22 protein-coding genes are annotated in these 23,721 nt (G+C 36.1%); 21 read left to right on the top strand and 1 reads right to left on the bottom strand.

Annotation, left to right across the window (positions count from 1 at the left end; genetic code table 11):
• The 18 genes from ACPLVF_RS08250 (at position 1) to hutH (ending at position 18,774) form a co-directional block, all read left to right on the top strand.
• A complete protein-coding gene (locus tag ACPLVF_RS08250) occupies positions 1-834 on the top strand; it encodes a hypothetical protein (RefSeq protein WP_424907355.1) in 834 nt (277 codons plus the stop codon).
• 17 nt (positions 835-851) lie between these two features.
• Positions 852-1,517, top strand: coding sequence for an AroM family protein (locus ACPLVF_RS08245; RefSeq protein WP_424907354.1), 666 nt, complete (start codon positions 852-854; stop codon positions 1,515-1,517).
• Between the two features lie 274 nt (positions 1,518-1,791).
• Positions 1,792-2,955: a PucR family transcriptional regulator gene (locus ACPLVF_RS08240; RefSeq protein ID WP_424907353.1), complete on the top strand. Its 1,164-nt coding sequence runs from the start codon at positions 1,792-1,794 to the stop codon at positions 2,953-2,955.
• Between the two features lie 381 nt (positions 2,956-3,336).
• Positions 3,337-4,911, top strand: coding sequence for an ABC transporter substrate-binding protein (locus tag ACPLVF_RS08235; RefSeq protein WP_424907352.1), 1,575 nt, complete (start codon positions 3,337-3,339; stop codon positions 4,909-4,911).
• A gap of 83 nt (positions 4,912-4,994) precedes the next feature.
• Positions 4,995-6,005: an ABC transporter permease gene (locus ACPLVF_RS08230; RefSeq protein WP_424907351.1), complete on the top strand. Its 1,011-nt coding sequence runs from the start codon at positions 4,995-4,997 to the stop codon at positions 6,003-6,005.
• Between the two features lie 13 nt (positions 6,006-6,018).
• Positions 6,019-6,912 (top strand): nickel transporter permease, encoded by an 894-nt coding sequence (gene nikC / locus ACPLVF_RS08225; protein WP_424907350.1) that lies wholly within the window; start codon positions 6,019-6,021, stop codon positions 6,910-6,912.
• 12 nt (positions 6,913-6,924) lie between these two features.
• Positions 6,925-7,887, top strand: coding sequence for an ABC transporter ATP-binding protein (locus ACPLVF_RS08220; protein ID WP_424907349.1), 963 nt, complete (start codon positions 6,925-6,927; stop codon positions 7,885-7,887).
• Positions 7,888-7,901: 14 nt separating this feature from the next.
• Positions 7,902-8,873, top strand: coding sequence for an ABC transporter ATP-binding protein (locus tag ACPLVF_RS08215; protein ID WP_424907348.1), 972 nt, complete (start codon positions 7,902-7,904; stop codon positions 8,871-8,873).
• 20 nt (positions 8,874-8,893) lie between these two features.
• Positions 8,894-10,012 (top strand): DUF917 domain-containing protein, encoded by a 1,119-nt coding sequence (locus ACPLVF_RS08210; protein WP_424907347.1) that lies wholly within the window; start codon positions 8,894-8,896, stop codon positions 10,010-10,012.
• Positions 10,009-11,052: an aminopeptidase gene (locus ACPLVF_RS08205; protein ID WP_424907346.1), complete on the top strand. Its 1,044-nt coding sequence runs from the start codon at positions 10,009-10,011 to the stop codon at positions 11,050-11,052. Before ACPLVF_RS08210 ends, ACPLVF_RS08205 begins: the two co-directional genes overlap by 4 nt.
• 3 nt (positions 11,053-11,055) lie before the next feature.
• The gene (locus ACPLVF_RS08200; RefSeq protein WP_424907345.1) at positions 11,056-11,766 is read left to right on the top strand and encodes an aspartate/glutamate racemase family protein; all 711 of its coding nucleotides are present in this window, start codon (positions 11,056-11,058) and stop codon (positions 11,764-11,766) included.
• 21 nt (positions 11,767-11,787) lie between these two features.
• On the top strand, positions 11,788-12,504 hold the full coding sequence (locus tag ACPLVF_RS08195) for an aspartate/glutamate racemase family protein (protein ID WP_424907344.1): 717 nt from the start codon (positions 11,788-11,790) through the stop codon (positions 12,502-12,504).
• Between the two features lie 21 nt (positions 12,505-12,525).
• Positions 12,526-13,632: a DUF917 domain-containing protein gene (locus ACPLVF_RS08190; protein WP_424907343.1), complete on the top strand. Its 1,107-nt coding sequence runs from the start codon at positions 12,526-12,528 to the stop codon at positions 13,630-13,632.
• Between the two features lie 25 nt (positions 13,633-13,657).
• Positions 13,658-14,371, top strand: coding sequence for an aspartate/glutamate racemase family protein (locus ACPLVF_RS08185; protein ID WP_424907342.1), 714 nt, complete (start codon positions 13,658-13,660; stop codon positions 14,369-14,371).
• Positions 14,372-14,413: 42 nt separating this feature from the next.
• On the top strand, positions 14,414-15,457 hold the full coding sequence (locus tag ACPLVF_RS08180; protein WP_424907341.1) for an aminopeptidase: 1,044 nt from the start codon (positions 14,414-14,416) through the stop codon (positions 15,455-15,457).
• Positions 15,450-16,181: an aspartate/glutamate racemase family protein gene (locus ACPLVF_RS08175; protein ID WP_424907340.1), complete on the top strand. Its 732-nt coding sequence runs from the start codon at positions 15,450-15,452 to the stop codon at positions 16,179-16,181. The genes ACPLVF_RS08180 and ACPLVF_RS08175 overlap by 8 nt, the downstream gene beginning before the upstream one ends.
• A 25-nt stretch (positions 16,182-16,206) precedes the next feature.
• Positions 16,207-17,046, top strand: coding sequence for a hypothetical protein (locus tag ACPLVF_RS08170; protein ID WP_424907339.1), 840 nt, complete (start codon positions 16,207-16,209; stop codon positions 17,044-17,046).
• Positions 17,047-17,241: 195 nt separating this feature from the next.
• Positions 17,242-18,774, top strand: a complete 1,533-nt coding sequence (hutH, locus tag ACPLVF_RS08165; protein WP_424907338.1) for a histidine ammonia-lyase — start codon at positions 17,242-17,244, stop codon at positions 18,772-18,774.
• Positions 18,775-19,289: 515 nt separating this feature from the next.
• On the opposite strand, the gene ACPLVF_RS08160 is transcribed toward hutH, so the two are convergent.
• Complete coding sequence (locus tag ACPLVF_RS08160) at positions 19,290-20,336, bottom strand: proline racemase (protein ID WP_424907337.1); 1,047 nt, start codon at positions 20,334-20,336, stop codon at positions 19,290-19,292.
• Positions 20,337-20,625: 289 nt separating this feature from the next.
• Between ACPLVF_RS08160 and ACPLVF_RS08155 the strand changes: the two genes are divergently transcribed.
• The 3 genes from ACPLVF_RS08155 to ACPLVF_RS08145 are packed head-to-tail and all read left to right on the top strand — an operon-like array spanning position 20,626 to position 23,607.
• A complete protein-coding gene (locus tag ACPLVF_RS08155; protein ID WP_424907336.1) occupies positions 20,626-20,982 on the top strand; it encodes a YraN family protein in 357 nt (118 codons plus the stop codon).
• A gap of 15 nt (positions 20,983-20,997) precedes the next feature.
• Entirely contained in the window at positions 20,998-22,518 is a 1,521-nt protein-coding gene (locus ACPLVF_RS08150; RefSeq protein WP_424907335.1) for a YifB family Mg chelatase-like AAA ATPase, read from the top strand.
• A gap of 21 nt (positions 22,519-22,539) precedes the next feature.
• A complete protein-coding gene (locus ACPLVF_RS08145; protein WP_424907334.1) occupies positions 22,540-23,607 on the top strand; it encodes an alanine/ornithine racemase family PLP-dependent enzyme in 1,068 nt (355 codons plus the stop codon).
• The last annotated feature ends 114 nt before the right edge of the window (positions 23,608-23,721 follow it).

Genomic DNA, 23,721 nt, shown 5'->3' with positions numbered 1-23,721 from the left:
ATGAGGGCACAACTTACTATTACTGTAAATTCTGCAAAATGGCTGATTGCTAAAGCTATTAAGCGAATGCCGGAAGTTCAAAAAGCTTTAAAAAATGGGAAAATTATTTTAAAGGGTGGCACAACCGTTTCATGTGTAGCAGAAGAACTCTTGGGGATAAAGTTGAGAATTTCAGGCAGAATTACGAAAAGGGGTGCGGTCGGGAGTCTTAATAACATAGATTTGCCGCATAGTGTGCTTATTGAAAAAGGTAAATGGGAAAACATTGATGAATGTTTTTTAGAAAGGGTTTTGGAACTGGGACCAGAAGATGTAATAATAATAGGAGCTAATGCAATAGATTCAGAAGGCAATGCAGCTATAATGGCAGGAAGTCCCGGAGGAGGAAATCCTGGGAAAGCTATTGCTGCAATAGCGACAGAAGGTGCTCACGTAATAATTGCTGCAGGATTAGAAAAGCTTATACCTGGGAAAATCTCAGACATTGTAAAAAAAGCCAGAAGAAAAACATGTGATTTTGCAATGGGAATGGCAATAGGATTAATGCCCGTTTACGGTCGTGTAATAACCGAGGTTGAAGCATTAAAGATAATTGCTGATGTTGAAGTAACTGTAATAGGGCGGGGAGGTATAGATGGTGCGGAAGGCTCAACAACAGTATTAGTAGAAGGAAACGAGGAATCAATAAAAACAATAATAAAAGAAGTGTTTGATGCAAACAGCAAACATATTAGTGGAGATAAAGAGAGTCTAAAAGAATGTAACCCTGGCTCACCGGGGTGTGCTTATCATTTATCTTGCTGTTATTCCCATAAAACTAAATTAAAAATCTAATAATGGAGTGAATTAAGATGAAAAAAATGGGCATTGTTACCATTGGGCAAGCTCCCCGAACAGATCTTGTACCGGAAATTAAAACAATATTAGGAGAAAATATTGAAATTATTGAAAAAGGTGCTCTTGATGGGCTCACATTAAAGGAAGTTGAAGCCCTTTATCCTGCGAAAGACGATGAAGTTTTGGTTACCCGAATGGCTGACGGAACAGAAGTTAAAGTGGCAGAAAGACTTGTTTTCCCCCTTTTAAAAAAGCAAATCCACAACCTTGAACAGGAAGGCATTAAAGTAATTTTTCTTGCATGTACAGGAGAATTCCCACAATTTGAATCAGAGTCGCTTGTTATACGCCCGCAAAGAGTTTTACATCATGTTGTAAGTTCCATTGCTAAAGACTTGACCTTAGGTGTAATTGTACCTGATGAGAGGCAAATAAATTCTGCGAAAGAACGCTGGGCAAGTGCTGCGGCAAAGGTAGTGGTGGAATCAGGTTCTCCATACGGTAAAATAGAAAAGATAGAAAATGCTGCAAGGAATCTTGCTTCTTCTTTTGTGGATATTGTTGTAATGGATTGCATGGGTTATACATTGTCTATGAAAAATATTGTAATGAGTATTGTTGATAAACCGGTAATACTTGCCCGTTCAATTGTTGCAAAAGTTGTAAGCGAACTATTGTAATTTCTATACCTTGTAATTTAATATTTATTATTGATCTTGAGCCATTTCTAATATTTTAATTTTAAGGTGGAAATGGCTCAATTTTTTTAAAATTTCCATATCATAAGATAACTACAAAAGCAGGTTAGAATGGATTGACATTAATTAGTTTTGGTTATAAAATAATTTAAAATTAATTTTAACAATAAAAAATTCTAAGATAATACAAAAAACGAGCTTCTATATTGAGCATCTATATTAAGATAAAAAATTTTTTCTATAAGGTGATATAATAATGGGTATAACTGTAAAAGAAGCGTTAAAACTAAAAGGGCTTGATAAAGCTAAATTAATTGCTGGAGAAAATGGATTGGGCAGAGAAATTAAAAGGGTAAGTGTAATAGAATGCCCTGAATCTCCAGAGCTTTTTATCGAAGGAGATTTTTTTATTACTGCTTTTTATGCTTTAAAAGATGATGAAAGGGCCCAATTGGAAATGTTAAAGGCATTAGTTAATGCAAAATCGAGTGGCTTGTGTGTAATCGATTTATATTTGCAAGATTTATCGGATGAAATAAAACAGTTCGCAAATGATGCCAATTTTCCTATAATGATTTTACCCCATAATGTTCCTTATGGAGAAATAATTACAAATGTTATGTATGCTATTATACAAAGCAAAGATGAGGATTTAATGGAAATGTTGATTGATTCGGTATTGCAATTAAACAAGAAGAGAAAAGAAAATGTAAATATAGCAAGACAGATCAATCCTTATTTTCAAGAAAAGATATTAATAATTTATTTTAACGATTTTTTAAAGGGTATTGGTGAAAATATCAAAAATTTTAAAGAAAAATTGATAGTTTTACCTAATTGGGCGTTAGTGAAATATAAGGAAGGATTGTTGTTTATTTTTAGTTTTTCCAATGAGAAGGTAAATTTATTAAATATAGAAAAATTTACCAACAATATTATAAACAAAATTAAAGATATATTGGAAAATAAAATTGTTGAAATAAAATGTGGTATAAGTAATATTCATGACATTTCGGAATTATCTTTAGCAGTGAATGAGGCGTTAATTGCAAATAAAATAGCAAATAAAATGGAACATAAAAATATGGTTTATTATAAAGACATTGGAATATATAAATTATTGTTAAATATAAATTTGAATTGCGAAGAAGAACTCAAGAAGTTTTGTGATGAAATTATCAATCCGATCATTAACTATGATCAAGAAAATAATTCGCAATTATTGCCTACCATTATATGTTTTGTGGAAAATGATGGCAACCTTTTTAAAACAGCAGAGGATATGTATACGCATGTAAATACTATAAGGTATAGGATAAATAAAATTAAACAGATATTGAAAATGGAACATCTCAACTTTGGATTTTACGATCAGATTTTTATTGCTGTGAAAATTTATAAATTGCTGTATGAATTCTAAAATTTTATAAGAATTATTGGGCTAATTAATAATAATATCTATTAATTAAAAATAAACTAAATTTGTAAATATATTTTTTGTTTGTAAAAAATACAAAAGATTAAGATGTTTTTTATGTTTTTCACAAAGGATAAAATAAAAAATACTCGAATTAAATTATCAAATATAGAATATGAAACTAATTATATTCAAATTTAACGGAAAATTAAAAATTGATAAATATTTATTTGATAAATACAATACAAAGATCTTTGTTAGAAAAATAAGGAGGTGAAAAAGAGTTTATATATTCAAATATTTTTTACATTTTTATTAAATTTATTAAAAAAATTAATGGGAGGGATTGTTCTGAAAAAAATTTTTATATCTAAAAAACAATTTTTGTGGCTTGTTGTTCTTTTAACAGTTTCTTTAATACTCACAAGTTGTGGAAGCCAAAACGCAAATTCTTCTAATCAAAAAGGGGCAAACGCACCAAAACAAATAGTTTTCTTTGCATGGACCAGCACGCCTTTTACAGATTTAGATCCTAGTGTAGAATTTTCTAACGGTATTGTACCTTTAAACAATATTTATGAAACTTTACTAAGGTACGACCCGTTTGAAAGGAAATTTATACCAGTACTTGCTACGGATTACACTAAAAGCGAAGATGGGTTGACGTGGGTATTCCATATAAGGAAAGGTGTTAAATTTCATGATGGTACTGACCTAAATGCGGAAGCTGTCAAATTCTCTATTGAAAGAACAATAAAAATGGGGAAAGGTGCTTCTTATATATGGGAACCGGTTAAAGAAATAAATGTAAAAGATGATTATACTGTTGAGTTTAAGTTAAAGTATCCGGCTCCTCTTGATTTGATAGTTGCATCTCCGTATGCTGCATTTATAATGTCGCCAACAGCTGTAAAATCGCATCCGGAAGGATGGTTTACACAGGGCAATGAGGCTGGGACAGGTCCCTATAAACTTGAAAGCTTTATATTGGGGCAGGAGATTGTTCTAACAAAGTTTGATGATTATTGGGGAGGATGGAATGGCAAGCATTTTGACAAAGTAGTCATAAAGAAAATTCCCGAAACTGCTACTCGCCGTCAAATGTTAGAAAAAGGGGAACTTGATATTACAAAAGATCTACCTTATGAGGATTTGGAGGCATTGAAGAATAATCCAAACATTGTCATCGAAACAGGCCCATCCTTTGAAAATTTATTAATGCTGTTTAATACAGACAAAAAACCTCTTGATAATAAACTTGTAAGACAGGCGCTTTCCTATGCTTTCCCTTATGAGGACGTAGTTAAATATGCTGCAGGTGGTTATGCAAGACAGGCAAAAGGCGCTGTCCCCTATGGGCTTTGGGGGCATGGGGAAAACCTGTTCCAGTATAAGTACGATATTGAAAAGGCAAAGGAATTGTTAAAACAAGCAGGCTATCCAAATGGCGGATTTAAACTGCTTTTAACTTATACAGCAGGGGATGAAGCGGAAAAGAAAACTGCAGAACTTTATAAAGCAGAACTTTCAAAACTTAATATTGATTTGGAAATCAGAGGAATGCCGTGGGAATCTCAGTGGGAAATGGCAAGAGATAAGGATCCTAACAAACGGCAAGATATATTCATGTTTTATTGGTGGCCGGACATTGCAAGCCCATATTCATTTCTTTACAACATGTTCCACAAACAGGATGAGATTCTTTTTAACCTTGCTTACTGGGAGAATGAAGAATTTGATAGGTTAATAGATGAAGGGGCAAGGCAGAGCGGAATTGATATAAAGAAAGCAGAGGAAACTTTTATAAAGGCACAAGAAATACTGATTGAAGAGGCTCCAGCAGTATTTATATATGATAAACAGTATGTAAGGATTTACAATAAATCAATAAAAGGATATAAGGATAATCCTGCATATCCGAATGTAATATTTTTCTATGAAATTTATAGAGAAGATTGATTTAATTTAAATTTAAATAGAAATGGCAGGGGCTGGTTTTTTAGTCCCTGCTTTGTAAAAAAAATTTCAGGGGGATGAAGTATTTGAAGGCTTTTATCCTGAGGAGATTGTTACTCGGAATTGTAGTTTTGTTTGGTGTTGTACTTATTACTTTTGTTATAACCAGAATTATACCATCCGATCCTGCTGCCCAATGGGTTGGACAAAGAGCAACGGCCGAACAAATAAAAGCGGCTCGGGCAGAATTAGGACTTGATAAACCTCTTTATGTTCAGTTTGGAAGGTATTTACAGAATTTGATTAAAGGAAATTTAGGTTATTCTTTGAAAACTCACCAACCAGTATTGAATGAATTAAAAACATATATACCTGCTACTTTAGAACTTGTGCTTATTTCAACAATAGCAGCGGTTTTTATTGGCCTTCCCCTTGGGGTTATTTCGGCAAAGAGAAAAGACCAGTTGATAGATCATATATGCAGGTTTTTCTCTGTAGGAGCTGTATCTCTTCCGACTTTCTGGGTAGGTATTTTTTTACAACTTGTTTTCTATAGATGGCTAGGAATACTTCCTATGGGAGATCAATTAAGCATGAATGTAAGACTTATGTACGATATACCTAAGATCACCGGTTTTATAACTTTTGACAGTTTGATTACAGGTAATTTTGTGGTTTTTAAGGACGCAATAATTCACCTTATTCTTCCTGGTATAACCATAGCAATGTATCCAATAGGTCTTGTGGCAAGAATGACCCGTTCAGCTCTTTTGGAAATTTTGAACGAAGATTATATAAGAGCAGCTAGGGCATATGGATTGCCGGAACGAATGGTTTTATGGTCTTATGCTCTCAAAAATTCTTTAGGTCCTACGGTAACTGTAGTAACCCTTTCAATAGGATATACTTTAGTAAACACCTTTTTGGTAGAGTCTATTTTTAGTTGGCCTGGAATAGGAAACTATGTAGCTACTGCCGTTGTAAGTTTAGACTACCCGGCGATAATAGGAGTGACGATATTTTCTGCCTGTTCCTATGTTATTTTAAACTTGATTGCCGATATTATAATAGCCCTCGATCCACGTGTTCGGATATAGGAAGGTGGTATATATGCTAAGAGGAATTTTTGCACCAGAAGTATTAAAACCACGATTGAGGGAATGGAAATTATCCTTATACCTTTTAAATAAAAATAAATTAACAAGGTTAGCCATGATTACTATTCTATTACTGATAGTCATTGCTATTTTTGCTCCGTATATAGTTCCTTATCCTTCCCATGTAGCCGGTATGGCAAATCCGAAAGATAAACTTTTACCGCGTTCGGCAAAATACTTCTTTGGAACAGATGAACTTGGTAGAGATATTTTTAGTCGCGTACTATATGGTACGAGAATTTCACTTCAGACAGCCTTGATAGCTGTTGGTTTAGCTCTTTTAATAGGGATTCCGTTAGGAGCTATAGCGGGAGCTACAGGAGGCTATGTGGACGAAATTATTATGAGAATAACCGATATTTTCTTGAGTTTCCCTCCGCTTTTACTTGCAATAGCAATAGCAGCATTTTTAGGGCCGAGTCTTCACAATGCAATGCTGGCAATAGCTATTTCTTGGTGGCCTTGGTATACAAGACTTATAAGAGGGCAGGCAGTATCTATAAGAGAGCGACAATTTGTAAAGGCAGCAAAAGCTATAGGAACACCTCACTTTAGGATTATATTCCAGCATATTTTACCTAATTGTATTGCACCGGTAATAGTTCAGGCTTCAATGGACCTGGGGGGAGTCATATTGACAGCGGCTTCATTGAGCTTTTTAGGATTGGGCGCTCAGCCTCCAACTCCCGAATGGGGTTTAATGGTAAGTACAAGTCGAAACTATTTTTTGAATGCATGGTGGTATAGCTTTTTCCCTGGTATTGCCATATTTATTACGGTTTTAGCATTTAACCTATTAGGGGATGGGCTAAGAGAAGTATTAGATCCTAAAACCAGGAAGTATTGAGGAGTGGATTTTATGGACAATTATTTCGCTGTAAAAAATTTAAGAGTGAATTTTAGAACTTTTGAAGGAATAAAAAAAGTCCTTGACCTCGAAGCACTTAATATTTATAAAGGAGAAACCTTCGGGCTTGTTGGAGAGAGCGGTTCAGGCAAAAGTGTTTTTGCCCTTACTATACTTGGTTTATTACCTATACCTCCCGGAGTTATAGAATCAGGGGAAATAATTTTTCAAGGTGAAAATCTCCTTAAAAAGAAAGAGGAAGAAATGATAAAAATACGAGGAAAAAAGATTTCAATGATTTTTCAGGATCCTATGTCGACATTAAACCCGGTGTTTACAGTAGGAGACCAGATAATAAGGGTAATCTGCAATAACGAGAAAATTAGCCGCAAACAAGCAGAAAAAAAGGCACTAAACATGATTGAACTTGTAAAATTACCGGATGCAAAAAATATATTAAAAAAATATCCCCATGAGCTTAGTGGTGGGCAGAGGCAGAGAATAATTATAGCAATTGCGCTTTCATGTGGTGCGGAATTCTTGATAGCTGATGAACCTACAAGGAATTTAGATGTAACCATACAAGCTGGCATCCTTAAACTTATAGATGAATTGAAGAAAGAACTGAAAGTTACTGTGCTTTTTATAGCAAACAATCTCGGGCTGGTATCTGCAATATGTAATAGAGTAGGGATTTTTTATAGAGGCAGGATTGTAGAGATGGGTACAGTTAGGGAGGTAATTAAAAATCCGAGACATCCTTATACACTAACCTTATTAAAAGCTATACCTAAGAATAAAGAAGAAAAAATAGATGTAAGCAGGATTTTGGTTAAAAGCGAAAAATTGCAGGGTAGTAGTGGGTGTCCGTATTTTGAAAGATGCTTAAAAAGAGACGAGACCTGCTGCAACGGCATTCCAGATTTAAAAAACATAGAAGGAACTCACTGTGTAGCGTGCTATAAGGTGAATTGAAAGGAGTGCAATATATGGGAGAGCCGCTTTTAGAAGTGAAAAAACTGAAGAAATACTTTCCTGTAAAAGCGGGATTTTTTTCAAAACCTGTAGCTTGGGTAAAAGCCGTTGACGGGGTCTCTTTAAAGTTGGAGCAGGGGGAAGTATTGGGTCTTGTTGGAGAATCTGGATGTGGGAAGACAACGCTGGTAAACGTTATTTTAAATTTAGAAGAACCGACATCGGGGCAGGTCATATTTGATGGAAAAGATTTATATAAAATGAAGCCAAGAGAATTGAGAGAAACACGAAAATACATACAGATTGTATTTCAAGACCCTTTTTGGTCTTTGAATCCCAGGCTTCTTATTAGGGATATAATAGGAGAACCTTTGAGCGTTCATATGAAATTAAGTGCTGGAGAGTTAGTTGCAAAAGTTGAAGAACTGTTAGAACTGGTAGGTCTTCCAAAGGAAGGGGTATATAAGTATCCGCATGAATTCAGCGGTGGGGAAAGGCAGAGGATAGCTATTGCAAGGGCTTTAGCTTTAAGGCCGAAGCTTGTAGTTTTGGATGAACCCACATCAGCAATAGACGTGCTTTCACAGGCTCAGATACTGATGCTGTTAAAAGACCTTAAGGAAAAAATGAAACTTACATATATTTTGATTTCTCATGACCTGAGTGTAGTAAATTATATGGCGGATAAAATAGCAGTTATGTATTTAGGGAAGATTGTTGAATACGGCCCAGCTGATAAGGTTTTTTCAAATCCTGCTCATCCTTATACTAAGGCTTTGTTTATGGCTATTCCTGACCCAGAAAGAGAAGGAATAGACTCAATTATGACATTAGAGGGAAATGTGCCGAGTGCTATTAATCCGCCATCGGGATGTCGTTTTCATACAAGATGCCCGGTAGCAACAAAAATATGCAAAGAAAAAGAACCTCCTTTGGTTATGCTTGATGACGAGCATGAAGCCTCGTGCTTTTTAATAGAAAAATAAAAAATTATGAGGTGAGGAAAATGGAAAAGTTAACTTTTGAAGATGTTAGAGATATCTTAGTCGGATGCACAATATTGAGCACGGGAGGAGGTGGGGACCTTCAAAAAGGGTTAAAGCTTGCCGAAGAGGATTTTAAAAGCAACCTTGAATACAGGCTTGTTTCATTAGACGAAATTGACGATGACGCTGTGTTTACAAGTCCTTATTTCTGTGGAGCTATAGGACCAAAAAAAGAAGATGATAGTTTTGCTAAATATGAAAAAATTGAGGAACTTGAAACAGTTTTAGCTGTTCAAGCTCTAGAAAGGTATATGGGAAAAGAAGTATCAGGGGTTGTATCAATTGAATATGGTGGTATGAATACAGCTGTAGCTATGTCCACTGGAGCAAGGTTAAAAAAGTTTATAGTTGATGCAGATGGAGCAGGTAGAGCAGTACCAGATCTGCAGTTTTCAACCTTCTATGTTACAGGAATGCCCATATATCCCCTTGCAGTAGCTAATAAGATTGGCGATGTTGCGGTATTTGAAAAGGTTGCTGATGATTTCAGAGCCGAGGACCTTGTAAGGGCTCTTGCTGTCGTGAGTGGTGGAATGATAGGAATGACTGACCATCCATGTAAGGGAAAGGATTTAAAAAAGTCTGTAATACCAAACGCCCTTTCCTATGCAAGAGAAGTGGGTAAAGCTCAGAGGACAGCATTAGAAAAGGGAAAAAATCCAATAAATGAGATTATTGCTGCGGGGGATGGTTTTCACCTGTTTGACGGCAAGGTAAAAAAGGATACGGAGTGGAAAATAGAAGGCGGTTTTACATATGGGACAATAGAAATTGAAGGTGTTGAGAAATATAGGGGACATTCGATGAGAATTTGGTTCAAAAATGAAAATATCATATGCTGGCTTGATGAAGAAGTATTTGTAACTGCACCGGACTTGATTTGCGTTGTTGAAACGGATACCGGCTATCCTGTAACGAATCCTTATTGTAAAAAAGATATGAATGTTTCTGTATTAGGATTTAAAGCTCCCGAAATATGGAGAACAGAAAAAGGTTTATCCATATTAAATCCGCGGTTTTTTGGATTTGATGTGGATTATGTACCAATTGAAAAAAGTTTTGAGGAGGGTTTAATATGACAAAACTTTATGAGTATGAACTTGCTAAATCTGCAAACATTTTGATGAAAGATATGTTTAAATTAAAACCCGGTGAAACTATTGTTATAACTGCAGATACTGAATCTGATGAGCACGTAGTTAATGCAGCTGCAGCAGCAGCTTTTGCACTGGATGCGAAACCAATGGTTATATGGCTTGCTTCCCCAAGAGGTGTAGGTAAAGCTGCTGACCCAATGCTGCCTGTAGAAGCACTTACGGCAGCTCTTTGTGAAGCAGATGCGTGGGTAGAGTTTAATAATCAATGGCTGCTTTATTCAACTCCTTTTGAAATTGCAATGGAAAAAAACAAGAAGCTGAGGTACCTTTGCCTCGTAGGCATGAATGCAGATATGATGGTCAGGGTTATAGGGAGAGTAGATAGGTTATTGCTTTCAGAATTCCTGCATAAAGTTACCGACCTGACGGCAAAAGCAAAGCACGTAAAAATTAAAACACCAGCAGGGACAGATTTGGAATTTGATAATGAGCCTAATTATAAATTCACTTGTGATGATGGCGACGCGTCTGAACCTGGTATGCATATGCTGGCAGGTCAAATATGCTGGATACCCAGGTTTGAGACCATAAACGGGACCCTTGTATTTGACGGGACTCTTTCGCCACCATGTGGTCACTTGAAACAACCCGTTGTGCTGAAGGTTGAAAAAGGACGAGTGGTCGATATAAAAGGTGGAGAACAGGCTATTGAGTTTAAGGCATGGCTGGAAAGCTTTGATGATCCAAATATGTTTAGGTTAGCTCATATATGCTACGGGTTTAATCCTGGTGCAAAACTTACCGGAAATGTCTTAGAAGACGAAAGAGTATGGGGTTGTACAGAATGGGGTCTCGGGTATTTAAGTCCAATAGACGCTCCACCAGAAGGGATAAAGGCAAAATCCCACTGCGACGGAATCTGTTTGAATTCTACAGTATGGCTTGATGATGTGAAGATTTTAGACAATGGTAAAGTCGTCCATCCCGAATTAATTGAGATGGTAAGAAAGCTGGGTGTATAGATCATGAAAAAAATAAAGGTAGTAGTGCCGGTAGCGACTTCTTTGTGGAATGAATCTATTCGCCAAGTATATGAAACCTATAAAGATAGAGATACGATAATAGGTATTAAAAATTTAGATAGTGGTGCAGAAGCAATAGAACAAGAATATGATGAGATTTGGTCAGAACTGCCTACAATTAAAGAAGCAGAAAAAGCGCAAGAAGAAAATTACGATGGGGTCATAATCTACTGTTTTAATGACCCTGCGGTAAGAGCTGCCAAAGAAAAACTAAATATTCCAGTAGTAGGGCTAATGGAGGCTGCAGTGAGTCTTGCTATGTTGCTTGGCAGAAAATTTTCGATAATAACAACAACTAAAAGAGGGATTGGCACAACTGAAGACCTCTTAAAGATGTATGGATTTTACGAAAAATGTGCTTCAATAAGGGCTGTTGAGATGGATGTACTAGAATTAAGCGATATAGGAAAATTGGAAGAGATGGCCTTAAAGGTTTCTAAAATTGCTATTGAAAACGATAATGCTGATGTTTTGATCTTGGGCTGTGGCAGCATGTTGGGTATAAGTGAAAGTATATCCAAGAGTTTGGGTATTCCTGTTATAGAGCCGGGAGTTGCTGCATTAAAATTATGCGAAGATTTAATAGAAATAAAAACTTGTCAAAGCAAAAAGGCATTTCCAAGCCCAGATGAAAAAATTGTACGAACTAATTAAAAAAGCAGGTGGTGATTGAAAATGACAAAGAAGGTTCTAGTTATAAATCCAGTTGCGACAGATGAATGGAATGAAACAGATAAAGATTACCTTAAAAAGGTGGTTTCAAAAGATACTGTATTAGAATTGGTAAACATAGAGAAAGGGCCGACTTCTATTGAATCATTTTATGATGAAAATTTTGCAGTACCTGGTATCCTTCAAATTATAAAAGAAAAAAAAGATTTATTTGATGGTATAATGATTAACTGTTTCGCTGACCCTGGGATATATGCGGCAAGGGAAATCTGTGATATACCAATAGCAGGCCCTGGCGAAAGTGCATTGATGACAGCAACATTGCTCGGGCATAAATTTTCTATTGTTTCTGTTAAGAAGAATGTTATTCCCATGTTTGAAATGAAGGTTAAGGTTTTAGGGCTATCAAAGAGGTTGGCATCAGTAGAATTTATAGATACTTCTGTGAGCGATCTGGAAAAAGACAAAGATAAAACTGTAAATAGGATAGTTGAAGCAGCAAAAAAGGCTGTACAAGATAAACATGCAGAAGTGGTGATTTTGGGATGCACAGGTATGCTATCATTATATAAGGAGGTGAAGGGTAAAATAAATGTTCCTGTTATAGAACCTGCTGCTGCCGCTATTAAATTATTGGAAAAGGTTATTGAATTAAATCTTTCTCACAGCAGAGCAGGATTATATGCTTATCCTTTACTTGACAAAATTAAGGGATATTAATTAAAAGGGGGAAAGAGCTTTATGCAAAAACTTACAAGACAAGATCTATATGATATACTTTACGGTTGCACCATACTAGGGACAGGGGGAGGTGGAAAACTGGAAAAGGGTATTTCTCTTATTGATAGAGCGCTTGAGGCCGGAAAGGAATTCGTTTTAGCTGATCTTAATGAAGTACCAGATGATGCATTAATAGCTTGCCCCTACTATTGTGGCTCAATATCGCCGATAACACCTGACCAAGAGGCAAAATATGCAGCTTTGCCGAGAATTGATGAAGAGCCTGCATTAAGGGCTTTCAGGATACTTGAGGAATATAGAGGGGAGAAGTTTTACGGTGCAATATCCACAGAATTAGGTGGTTCTAACACTGCGGTAGCTTTTTATGTTGCAGCAATGATGGGTATTTATATAATTGATGCAGATCCGGCGGGGCGTTCGGTACCAGAACTGCAGCATTCTACCTTTTTTATAAATAAACTGCCAATAACTCCGATGGCTGTAGCTAATGAATTTGGAGATACAGTAATTGTAAAAGATGTGGTGGACGACTTTAGAGCAGAGGCACTGGTTAGGGCGATGGCTGTGGCAAGTAAAAATCATGTTGGGGTTGCTGACCATTTAGCTACGGCTAAGGAATTGAGAAATGCAGTTATTCCCGGTGCTATTACATATGCTTTGAAAATAGGTAGGGCTTATAGAGAAGCAAAGGAGAAAAATTTAGATTTAGCAAAAGAAATCGCAAAGGTTGGGAATGGCTATGTAATTTTCAGAGGGATTATAAAGGATTTAAAGTGGGAGGATAAAGACGGGTTTACAATCGGGGATACTTACATAAAAGGTGACAGGGAATTTTATGGATCTGATTATAGGATATGGTTCAAAAACGAGAACATAATATCGTGGAGAGACGGGAAGATTGATGTGACCGTTCCCGATCTTATATGTATGATAGCAGACGATACAAAACAACCGGTGACGAATCCAAATTTTGAACCGGGCTTAAGGGTTTCTGTAATCGGCTTACCTGCACCAAAAGAATGGAGGACAGAAGAAGGGCTAAAAGTATTTGGACCTAAATACTTCGGATTTGATATAGAATATAGGCCAATAGAAACTATGTTTTGAAATATTTGAATACGGGGGAAACATTATGAAAAGGATCCTTGTGATTAACCCAATTACAACAGAGGAATTTAACAGCAGTGCAAAAGAATATATTGACAGGATAAAAAGCCCTGACTTTGAGGTAGAATGTGTGAATATAAAGAAAGGGCCGGCATCTATTGAGACCTTTTATGATGAGGCTTATGCTCTTCCTGATATATTGAGGATAGTGGATGAGTATAAGACAAAATGCGATGCAATAGTTATTAACTGCTTTGCAGATCCTGCTTTAAATGCTGCAAGGGAAATTACTGAAATACCTATAGTGGGGCCTGCAGAAGCTTCTATGGCTCTTGCTATATTACTCGGCCATAAATTTGCTGTCATATCTACTTTTAGAAATTCTGGACCGTGGATAGAACAGCAGGCAAGGACATATGGAGTAGAGGATCGACTTGCAGCAGCTGTAGGAATAGATATACCGGTGCTGGAATTAAAAAAGGATTTAAAAAAGACGGCTTCGTATTTAATAGATGCAGCAAAAGAGCTTGTAGAGACAAAAGGGGCAGAGGTCATAGTTCTTGGATGTACAGGAATGGCACCTGTTGCCGAGATGGTAAAGAAGGAACTTGGTATTCCTGTGGTTGAGCCTATGGCTGCGGCTTTAAAAATAGCAGAAATGTTGGTGGATTTAAATCTGAAACACTCAAAAATCGGTCTTTACATGGAACCTGATAAAAGTAAGATAACTGGGTATTGATAATATATAGTTTTAGACAAAATTAGTGTGGAGATGATTGAGTTGATTATTAATATGGATGATATAAAATTGAGTGTTATTAATATGTTAAAGGTAAATATGAATTTAAAAGATAAAGAATCAATATTGATAGTTAGCGATATTCCTAAACCCGAAGAATGGCAGTTGCCATATAATAAAATATGCGATTTTGCTACAAGATCCTTAATGGCAAGGAAGGTTTATGATATAGTTAGAGAAAATTTTATAGAAAATAGGGTTGATTATATTGTTTATGATTCCTTAGGGCAAAATGGTGTAGAACCTCCAGAAGAAGTAGCGGAGAAATTAAAAAATTATGATGTTATATTAATGATAAACACCTATTCCCTGTCACATACCAATGCCAGAGAGAAAGCAAGTAAAGCTGGAGCAAGAATTGCAAGCATGCCAGGATTAGAGTATGAAATGTTAAAAGAAGATGGGGCATTAGCTGCAGATTACTATGCTATAAAAAAGGAAACCGAACAGCTTGCTAATCTTTTGACGAAAGCCAAGAGGGCTCGGGTAGTTACAGATAATGGTACCGACATAGAATTCAGTATTGAAGGTAGGTATGGCGGTGCTGATACAGGGATAATTGCAAATAGAGGCGAATGGGGCAATTTGCCAGGGGGAGAAGCATTTATCGCACCTGTTGAAGGTACAGCTACAGGAAGATTGGTTGTTCCTGCAGGATGGTATTTTGATTTGAATGAGGATATGATTTTAGATTTTAAAAATGGATATGTTGTTTCAATCCATGGTGGCGGGAAGGTAGGGGAAGAATTGAGAAACCTCTGCCGTTTTGGTGACGACAGATATTTGCACAGGCGAAATTGTGCAGAACTTGGTATAGGAACAAACCCTAAAGCAAAAAGACCTGATAGCGTTTTGGAAGCAGAAAAAATAAAAGGAACAATTCATATTGCTATTGGGGATAGTTCTCATATAGGGGGTAATAATGAATCAGATTTGCATGAGGATTTTGTAATTCCTATGCCAACACTTTATTTAGATGAGGAAATAGTTATAGAAAAGGGGGAAATTTTGAAAAATAATGTTTAAACTGAATAAAATAATGTACATTGATCCAGTAGGCCCTGAAGGAGCATGCCCTGAATTAATAAAAGATCTTGAAAAAGTAAAACGGGAAAATACGAGGATAGAGTTTACTTGTTTGAAAAAAGGGCCGAAACACTTGGAATATAGATATTATGGTGCAATAATTTTGCCAGAATTACTGGATTTATTAAAATCCTTAGAAAAAGATGGTTATGATGCAGCAATAATAGGCTGTTTTTATGATCCCGGTTTGTATGAGGCAAAGGAGATTTTGAACCGTATGGTGGTAACAGCACCAGCAGAATCTTCTGTTCAAATTGCGGCAACGTTAGGACATAGGTTTTCTATTTTAGTTGGAAGGCAAAAATGGGTTCCTCAAATGATGGAAAATATTATAAAGTACGGCTTAAAGGATAAGTTGGCATCCTTTAAAATCTTAGGTTTTACCCCAGATTCTTTACATGAAGATGAAAAATTGACTTTTGAAAAAATGAAAGAAAAAGCTAAAGAGGCTGTGGAAGTTGATGGTGCAGAAGTAATTATTTTAGGTTGTACTATGAGCTATGGGTTTTATGAAAAACTACAGGATTACTTGAATGTACCCGTAATAGACCCTGTTGTAGCATCTCTAAAATATGCTGAGTTTTTAGTAGATATTAGGGATCGTGCTGGATGGTATAATTCCAAAAAGTACGCTTTTGAATCATTGTATTTAGAAGACTTCTAATGAAGATATTGGAGGGGAAAACGGATTGATATTACAGTTTTCATTGACAGTGCCTGAGGCAAAAGCAGTGATTGCTAAGGCTGCTGCATCCCTTCCGGAAGTAAAAAAAGCTTTTAAATCTGGGAGGATATTTCTTAAAGGAGGCACAACTGTTTCTAAGTTTGCAGAAGAGCTTGTAGGCATAGAGCTCGGAATATGTGGGAGGGTTTCCCCGCTCGGCACAAAAGGCCCAAGGCATATAAAGTTAGATGCTCCTCATAGCATAGTAATTGAAAATGGAGAGGTAAGAAATGTAGATGATTTTGAAGAAGAAGAGGTATTGAAACTAGGAAGGGATGATGTTTTTGTTATAGGTGCAAATGCGATAGATGTAAATGGTAATGCGGCTATAATGGCAGGAAGTGCCCTTGGAGGAAATCCGGGTAAAATACTTGGTGGCCTAATGGCAGAAGGTGTTCAAATACTTATCTTAGCGGGGCTTGAAAAACTGATACCTATTGACATCAGTTCAGCAGTAAAAGCTTGCGGACGTAAAAAAATCGATATTTCTTTTGGCATGGCGGTTGGGCTTATACCGATAATTGGTAAGCTTATTACTGAGCAGATTGCAATAGAGATACTTGCAGAAGTGAAGTGTACGGTTATAGGAAAGGGTGGTATTTGCGGGGCCGAAGGCGCGACTACTATGGTAGTAGAAGGCGATAAAAGTGAAGTAAAAAAGATATTCGACATTATAAATAACGTAAAAGGTTCTATGCACAGCGGTTCGGAAAAAAGCATGTTGGAATGCATCAAATCCGGACCAGGATGCGGTGATGATTTAGCGTGCATTTATAAAAAAGGTTCTTTGTTATTATTTGATTAAGTAAAAATTTTAGAAATTTACAACATCTTTTTAAGAATAAGGGAAACCAAAAGGTTTCCCTTATTTGGATTTATAAGGGTTTTTATAATGCTAAAGCATTAATCAAATAATCAAAAAATGTAATGTAAAGAAAGGAAGAAAGGTATAAAATATGCAACATGGGTATAAAAGACAAAGTAAAAGGAGGATTTGTGTATGCACATAAATGGAGAAAACCTAAAAATAGAAGATGTAGAAAAAGTAGCAATTAAAGGTGAAAAAGTAGAACTATCTCCCGAATCTATAGATAAGATAATAAAATCAAGGAATTATATAGAAAAAATAATACAAAAAGGTAATGTGGTATACGGTGTGACCACCGGCTTTGGAAAATTTTGCAATGTAATGATTTCATCCGAGGATACTAAGAGGTTGCAAAAAAATTTAATAAAAAGCCATTCGGCAGGAGTAGGAGAATATTTTCCGGAAGAAGTAGTAAGAGCAATTATGCTTTTAAGAACAAATGCTCTTGCAAAGGGATATTCGGGAATAAGACTTAGTACATTAAATACAATTATTGAAATGTTAAATAAAGGAGTAATACCCCTTATACCATCTCAAGGTTCGCTTGGAGCAAGTGGTGATCTTGTTCCTTTAGCTCATATGGTTCTTGTAATGATGGGAGAAGGAGAAGCAATCTTTAAAGGACAGGTTTTACCTGGAAGAGAAGCTCTTAAAAAAGCAGGTATTGAACCTGTAGTGTTGGAGGCAAAAGAAGGGTTAGCTTTGATAAACGGGACGCAGGTAATGACGGCTGTTGGATGTCTTTCACTTGCTGGAGCTATTAAGTTATCTAAAGCTGCTGATATTTGCGGGGCTTTAAGCTTTGAAGCGTTAAACGGTATAATTGATGCTTTTGATGAAAGAATACAATTAGTAAGGCCTTATAAGGGGCAAATAGCAACTGCAAAGAATATGAGAAAATTAGTAGAAGGAAGTGAACTAATTACACGTCAGGGAGAAAAAAGGGTTCAGGATGCTTACGTGTTGAGGTGTATACCTCAAGTACATGGAGCGGTAAAGGATGCTATATTACATATAAAAAATATATTAGAAATTGAAATAAATTCAGCGACGGATAATCCCCTTATTTTTTCGGATGAAGAAAAGGTGATATCAGGTGGAAATTTTCATGGAGAACCTGTGGCAATAAATATGGACTATCTTACTATAGCAGTTTCTGAACTTGCAAATATAGCCGAACGCCGAATAGAAAGACTTATTAATCCTTACCTTAATGAAGGGTTGCCTGCTTTTTTGACCAAAAATGGGGGGTTAAATTCGGGTCTTATGATATGCCAATATACTGCAGCTTCTTTGGTCTCGGAAAACAAAACTCTTTCCTTCCCTGCCAGCGTTGACTCAATACCATCTTCGGCAAATCAAGAGGATCACGTAAGCATGGGCACTATTGCTGCAAGAAAAGCCTTTAAAGTAGTAGAGAATACAGCGTATGTTCTTGCTATTGAACTTTTGTGTGCAGTCCAGGCTTTGGATTTTAGAAGGGAAAAAAATACTTTTTTACGATTGGGCAAAGGCACGAATGTGGCTTATAATCTTGTAAGAGAATTGGTGCCTAAAATAGAAGAAGATAGGGTGTTGAGTAATGATATAAAAACTCTTGTTGAGATTATAAAAAGTGGTGAATTGATAAAGCGGGTTGAAGAGGCAGTTGGAGGGATAGAATAAAAGCAATAAAAAGAACAAATAAAAAAAAAAGACGGTTTCCTAAAATAAAAAAATGTCTTAGGAACCGTCTTTTTATGTTATTAATCAATATAACGTTCTTCTTAAACTAATGTCCAATTCTTCAGCTGCCTTTTTTTACCTTTTAAATTCAAACCATATTTATCTAAAATATGATTTAAAATTAAATAAACAAACACCTCAAATATTTTCAGCTAGTACAAATATTTCTTGAGTCATGGTAAAATTAAGAGCAAAGCTAAAAATCACAACAAATAGAGTGTTACAATTGTTCAGAGAAAACGACGATCACCTCCAGGAGTCTTTATTTGAAAGCATCAACTGAAAATCATGGGCACTCATATTTTATAAATACGTGTTCTGCAACATCGATGAAAAATCCTTTTCGGTGTTATACAACGATACCGGAAGGCCAAACTTTCCAGTTAATATACCCCTTTCCCTCAAATACATAAAGTACCTTAAAAACTACTCCGATAACGAACTTATTGAAAACTTCAACTTCTTATAGCTTTGCAGCACTCTCCGCTGTTTGAAGAGCCGAGTAAAAATCCATATTTTACGGGATCTTCAGGATCTATTACCATCTGATTAAAACCGGTTATGAATGCGTTCCCCGTAATTTCAGGTATAACAGCTTTATAAGGCCCAACAGTTGTCTCCGCTACAAGCTCGCCTTTAAAAATTGTCCCAATAATGCTTTCGTAATAGAAGGGTTGATTTAAATTAAGCTTTCCTTTTGCAAAAAGGGTAGCCATCTTTGCACTGGTGCCAGTTCCGCAGGGTGACCTATCTGCCTGTCCATCACCAAAAATGACGACATTTCTCAAATCTGCATTGGGGTTATCGGTTTCATCATAAATTTCTACAAGGTCAATGCTCCTTATGTGTTCCTTTTCCGGATGCTGGACTTTTATTTGCTCATTAGCTGCTTTCTTTATTGCCATGCCTATTTTTATTATTTCATCAACATTTTCAGGGACGATTTTAATGTTCAGCTGTTTTGCATCTACTATCGCAAAAAAGCTCCCGCCGAAGGAAATGTCAGCCTTGATCTTACCAATTCCCGGTACATCTATTTCAGCATCGGATTTATAAAGAAATGCAGGGACATTCCTTACAGTTACTGATTTTACCACATTGTTTTCTACTTCAGCCCTTGCTTCTACAAGGCCTGCAGGGGTATCCAGTTTTACGTAAGTTACCGGCTCTACCGGTTTTACCATGCCGGTTTCGATAGCTACAGTTACCGCACCAATTGAACCATGGCCACACATATTAAGGTAGCCACCGCCATCCATGAAAATTATTCCGAAATCTGCTTCAGGATTAACAGGGCTTGTAATAATTGAACCGAACATGTCCCTATGGCCGCGGGGCTCGTGCATTAATGCCCTTCTTATATGGTCCATATTCTTTTCTAAATACTCCTTTTTCTCAGCCATGGTTTTCCCGGGAATATTTGGCACACCGCCAATGACCACTCGGGTTGGCTCGCCCATCGTATGAGAATCTACAGCATAAATCATCTTTTCAAACCTCATTTTCTGCCACCTCTCCTTTTCATTTTTTCTTTTTAAATTTTCAAGGCTTTATATTATTATGAAGATAATAAAAAATTGTTAAAAAGTGAAACAATATAAAAAATTATATAAAATTGTTATATTATTTATATATTTGACAAAAATAAAATTTTTCCTTTCAAATAAGAAAAAGATTTATGATCAAGTGCAAATTCTATTTCATATTATTACAAGAAGGATTTTCACATTTTTTATTGAATATATTATCCAATTGTATTTTTTTATCTAATCGATGAAAGGAAATGGTGAAATGGATAACAAAATTTTAGGCAAAAAAGGAGAAGAATACGCAAAAAAATATTTAAAAAGTAAGAATTATACCATTTTAGCTACCAATTACAAAAGCAGGTACGGAGAGATAGATATAATTGTAAAGGATGAAGAAAACAATGTTGTTTTTGTAGAAGTCAAGGCAAGGACTTCCGAAAGCTTTGGGAGGGGTTTTGAAGCAGTAGATTTTTTCAAACAGCAAAAAATAAGAAAAACCGCAATCGTTTTTTTAGGGGAAAGTAAGACCATTTTTAATTCAATAAGATTTGATGTAATAGATCTTTTAGTGGGGAATGGGAGAATATTAGATCTTTTGCACATAGAGAACGCATTTTAATTTTCGGGTGAGTTTATGATATCAAAATTAAAAAGCTGTACAATTTATGGGATTGATAGTTTTATAGTTGAAGTGGAAGTGGATTTATCAAACGGCCTTCCGGCTTTTGATCTTGTGGGTTTGCCTGACACTGCTATTAGAGAATCAAAGGAAAGAGTAAGGGCGGCAGTAAAAAATCAAGGTTTTGATTTTCCTATAAGAAGAATTACTGTAAATCTTGCACCTGCCGATATAAAAAAGGAAGGACCTCAATTTGATCTTCCGATAGCACTTGGCATCCTTTCTGCAAATAAGCAGATTAAGGAAGGTGCTCTATCGGGTTACATAGTGGTTGGAGAACTTTCTTTAGATGGTTTTGTAAGACCGGTAAACGGAATATTACCTATGGTGATAAAAGCAAAAGAAGAAGGATTAAAGGGTATTATACTACCTTTTGAGAATAAAAGAGAAGCAGAAGTAATAGAAGGAATTGAAGTAGTCCCTGTTATAACCTTAAAGGAAGCGGTAAATTTTTTAAATGGGGAAATAAAAATCGAAAATAAAATTATAAAAGAAAATAATGAAAACTTGCCTATTTACGATGTGGATTTTTCTGAAGTAAAAGGGCAGGAAGGTGTAAAAAGGGCTGTAGAAATTGCGGCCGCAGGCCATCATAACTTAATTATGATTGGGCCACCTGGCACGGGGAAAACAATGATTGCTCGAAGGGTCCCTACGGTACTTCCTGAACTCACCCAAGAGGAATCATTGGAACTTACAAAAATCTATAGTATTTCCGGTCTCTTGCCTAAAAATTCATCTCTTATGAAAAAAAGGCCTTTTAGGGCACCCCATCACAGCATAACTCCTGTGGGAATGATAGGTGGGGGGAGAATACCAAAACCGGGTGAGGTTACCCTTTCACATTTTGGTGTACTTTTTTTAGATGAAATACCGGAATTTGAAAGGGAAGTTTTGGAACTTTTAAGACAGCCAATGGAAGATGGAAGTGTTTCTATAGTAAGGAATAATGCAAAGATTATATTTCCTGCAAAATTTATGCTAATCGGTGCTATGAATCCGTGTCCCTGCGGTTACTACCTTGACCCTTTTCACGAATGTTCATGCAATCCGGGAAAAATACAAAAGTACCTTGGAAAAATAAAAGGGCCGTTATTGGATAGAATTGACTTACAAATAGAAGTAGCACCGTTAAAGTTTTCCGATTTTGAAGATACAAAGTCAACCAATTCTTTGACAATTAAAAAAAGGGTGGAAAGGGCAAGAAATATACAGATAGAAAGATATAAAAATTTAGGAATATATTACAATTCAGAATTAGGGGGAGCTCTAATAAATAAATTCTGCCAAATAGGAAGAACTGAAAAACTTCTCTTAAAGGAAGCTTTTGAAAAATTAAAATTAAGCGCAAGGGCTTTAAATAGGATTTTAAAAGTTTCTCGCACTATAGCTGATTTAGAAGGTGAAGAAAGGATAAAAGAATGGCATATTGCTGAGGCGCTGCAGTATAGGAATTTAGAAAAATACTATGGATAAATTGATTTCGGAGGTGATATTTTGACTTATCCGAGGGTGGAAATCAATTTATCTTTAATTCGTGAAAATGCAAATTACATCGTGGATTTGTGCGAAAGATTTGGAATTGAAGTAATGGGGATTACAAAAGGCGTATGTGCAATAGAGCCGGTTGTAAGGACGATAATTGAAGGAGGAGTAAAAAAACTCGGAGATTCTCGAATAAAAAATATAAAAAATATGAAGGGGTATGGGATTGATTTACCAATATACTTAATAAGAATCCCCATGCCCTCTGAAGTAGATGAAGTTGTTAACTGGGCGGATGGTAGCTTTAACTCTGAGATAGAAGTAATAGATTTGCTTTCGAAAAGAGCAGTTTCCTATGGTAAGTTACATAAGGTAATACTAATGGTGGATGTGGGAGATTTAAGAGAAGGTGTAATGCCTGAAGATGTACTAAAGGTTGTAGGTCAGATTCTTGAAATGCCTGGGATAGAGTTTGAAGGTATAGGGACAAATGTAGGATGTTATGGGGGAGTATTACCTACCATAGAAAATACTTCGATTTTAGTAGAAATAGCAAAGGATATTGAAAAAAGGTATGGAATAGAGGTAAAAACAATTTCAGGAGGAAACACCGCTACACTAAAATTGGTTGAAAATGGAGAATTACCTACTCGTGTTAATCAGCTGAGGGTTGGTGAAGCCATTCTTTTAGGTGCTGACTCTACAAATTTTCGCAAAGTTCCGGGGACTTTCCAAGATACTGTTATACTTAAAACTCAAATAATAGAGGTGAAAATAAAACCTTCAAAACCTATCGGAGAAATAGGAAGGGATGCTTTCGGAAATATACCTTTCTTTGAAGATAAAGGTTCAATGAAGAGGGCAATAGCTGCTTTGGGTAAGCAGGACTGCAGGATAGAAGGGCTAATACCCCTTGATGATTCTATTAAGATATTGGGAGCAAGCAGCGATCATCTTATTTTAGATGTTACAGATTCGATGGAAGAAATAAAAGTTGGCTCAGTAGTTGACTTTAAAATGACTTACGGTGCGATGCTTGGACTGATGACTTCGCCTTATGTGGAAAAGGTTACGGTATAGGAGGTTAGCAACAGTTGGAGATGATAATGCAAAACGGTATAATACTAAGTCAGGTAATGATGAATGTTGTTAAGTATGCATAAAGCTAAGAGGTGCTAAAAAACATGCTAACAA

The organism is Thermovenabulum sp. (genome assembly GCF_049701175.1).
In the GTDB taxonomy this organism is placed as follows: Bacteria; Bacillota; Thermosediminibacteria; order Thermosediminibacterales; family Thermosediminibacteraceae; genus Thermovenabulum.
Note: the sequence above shows the minus strand (reverse complement) of the source record. Positions and strands in the feature narration are given on the sequence as shown.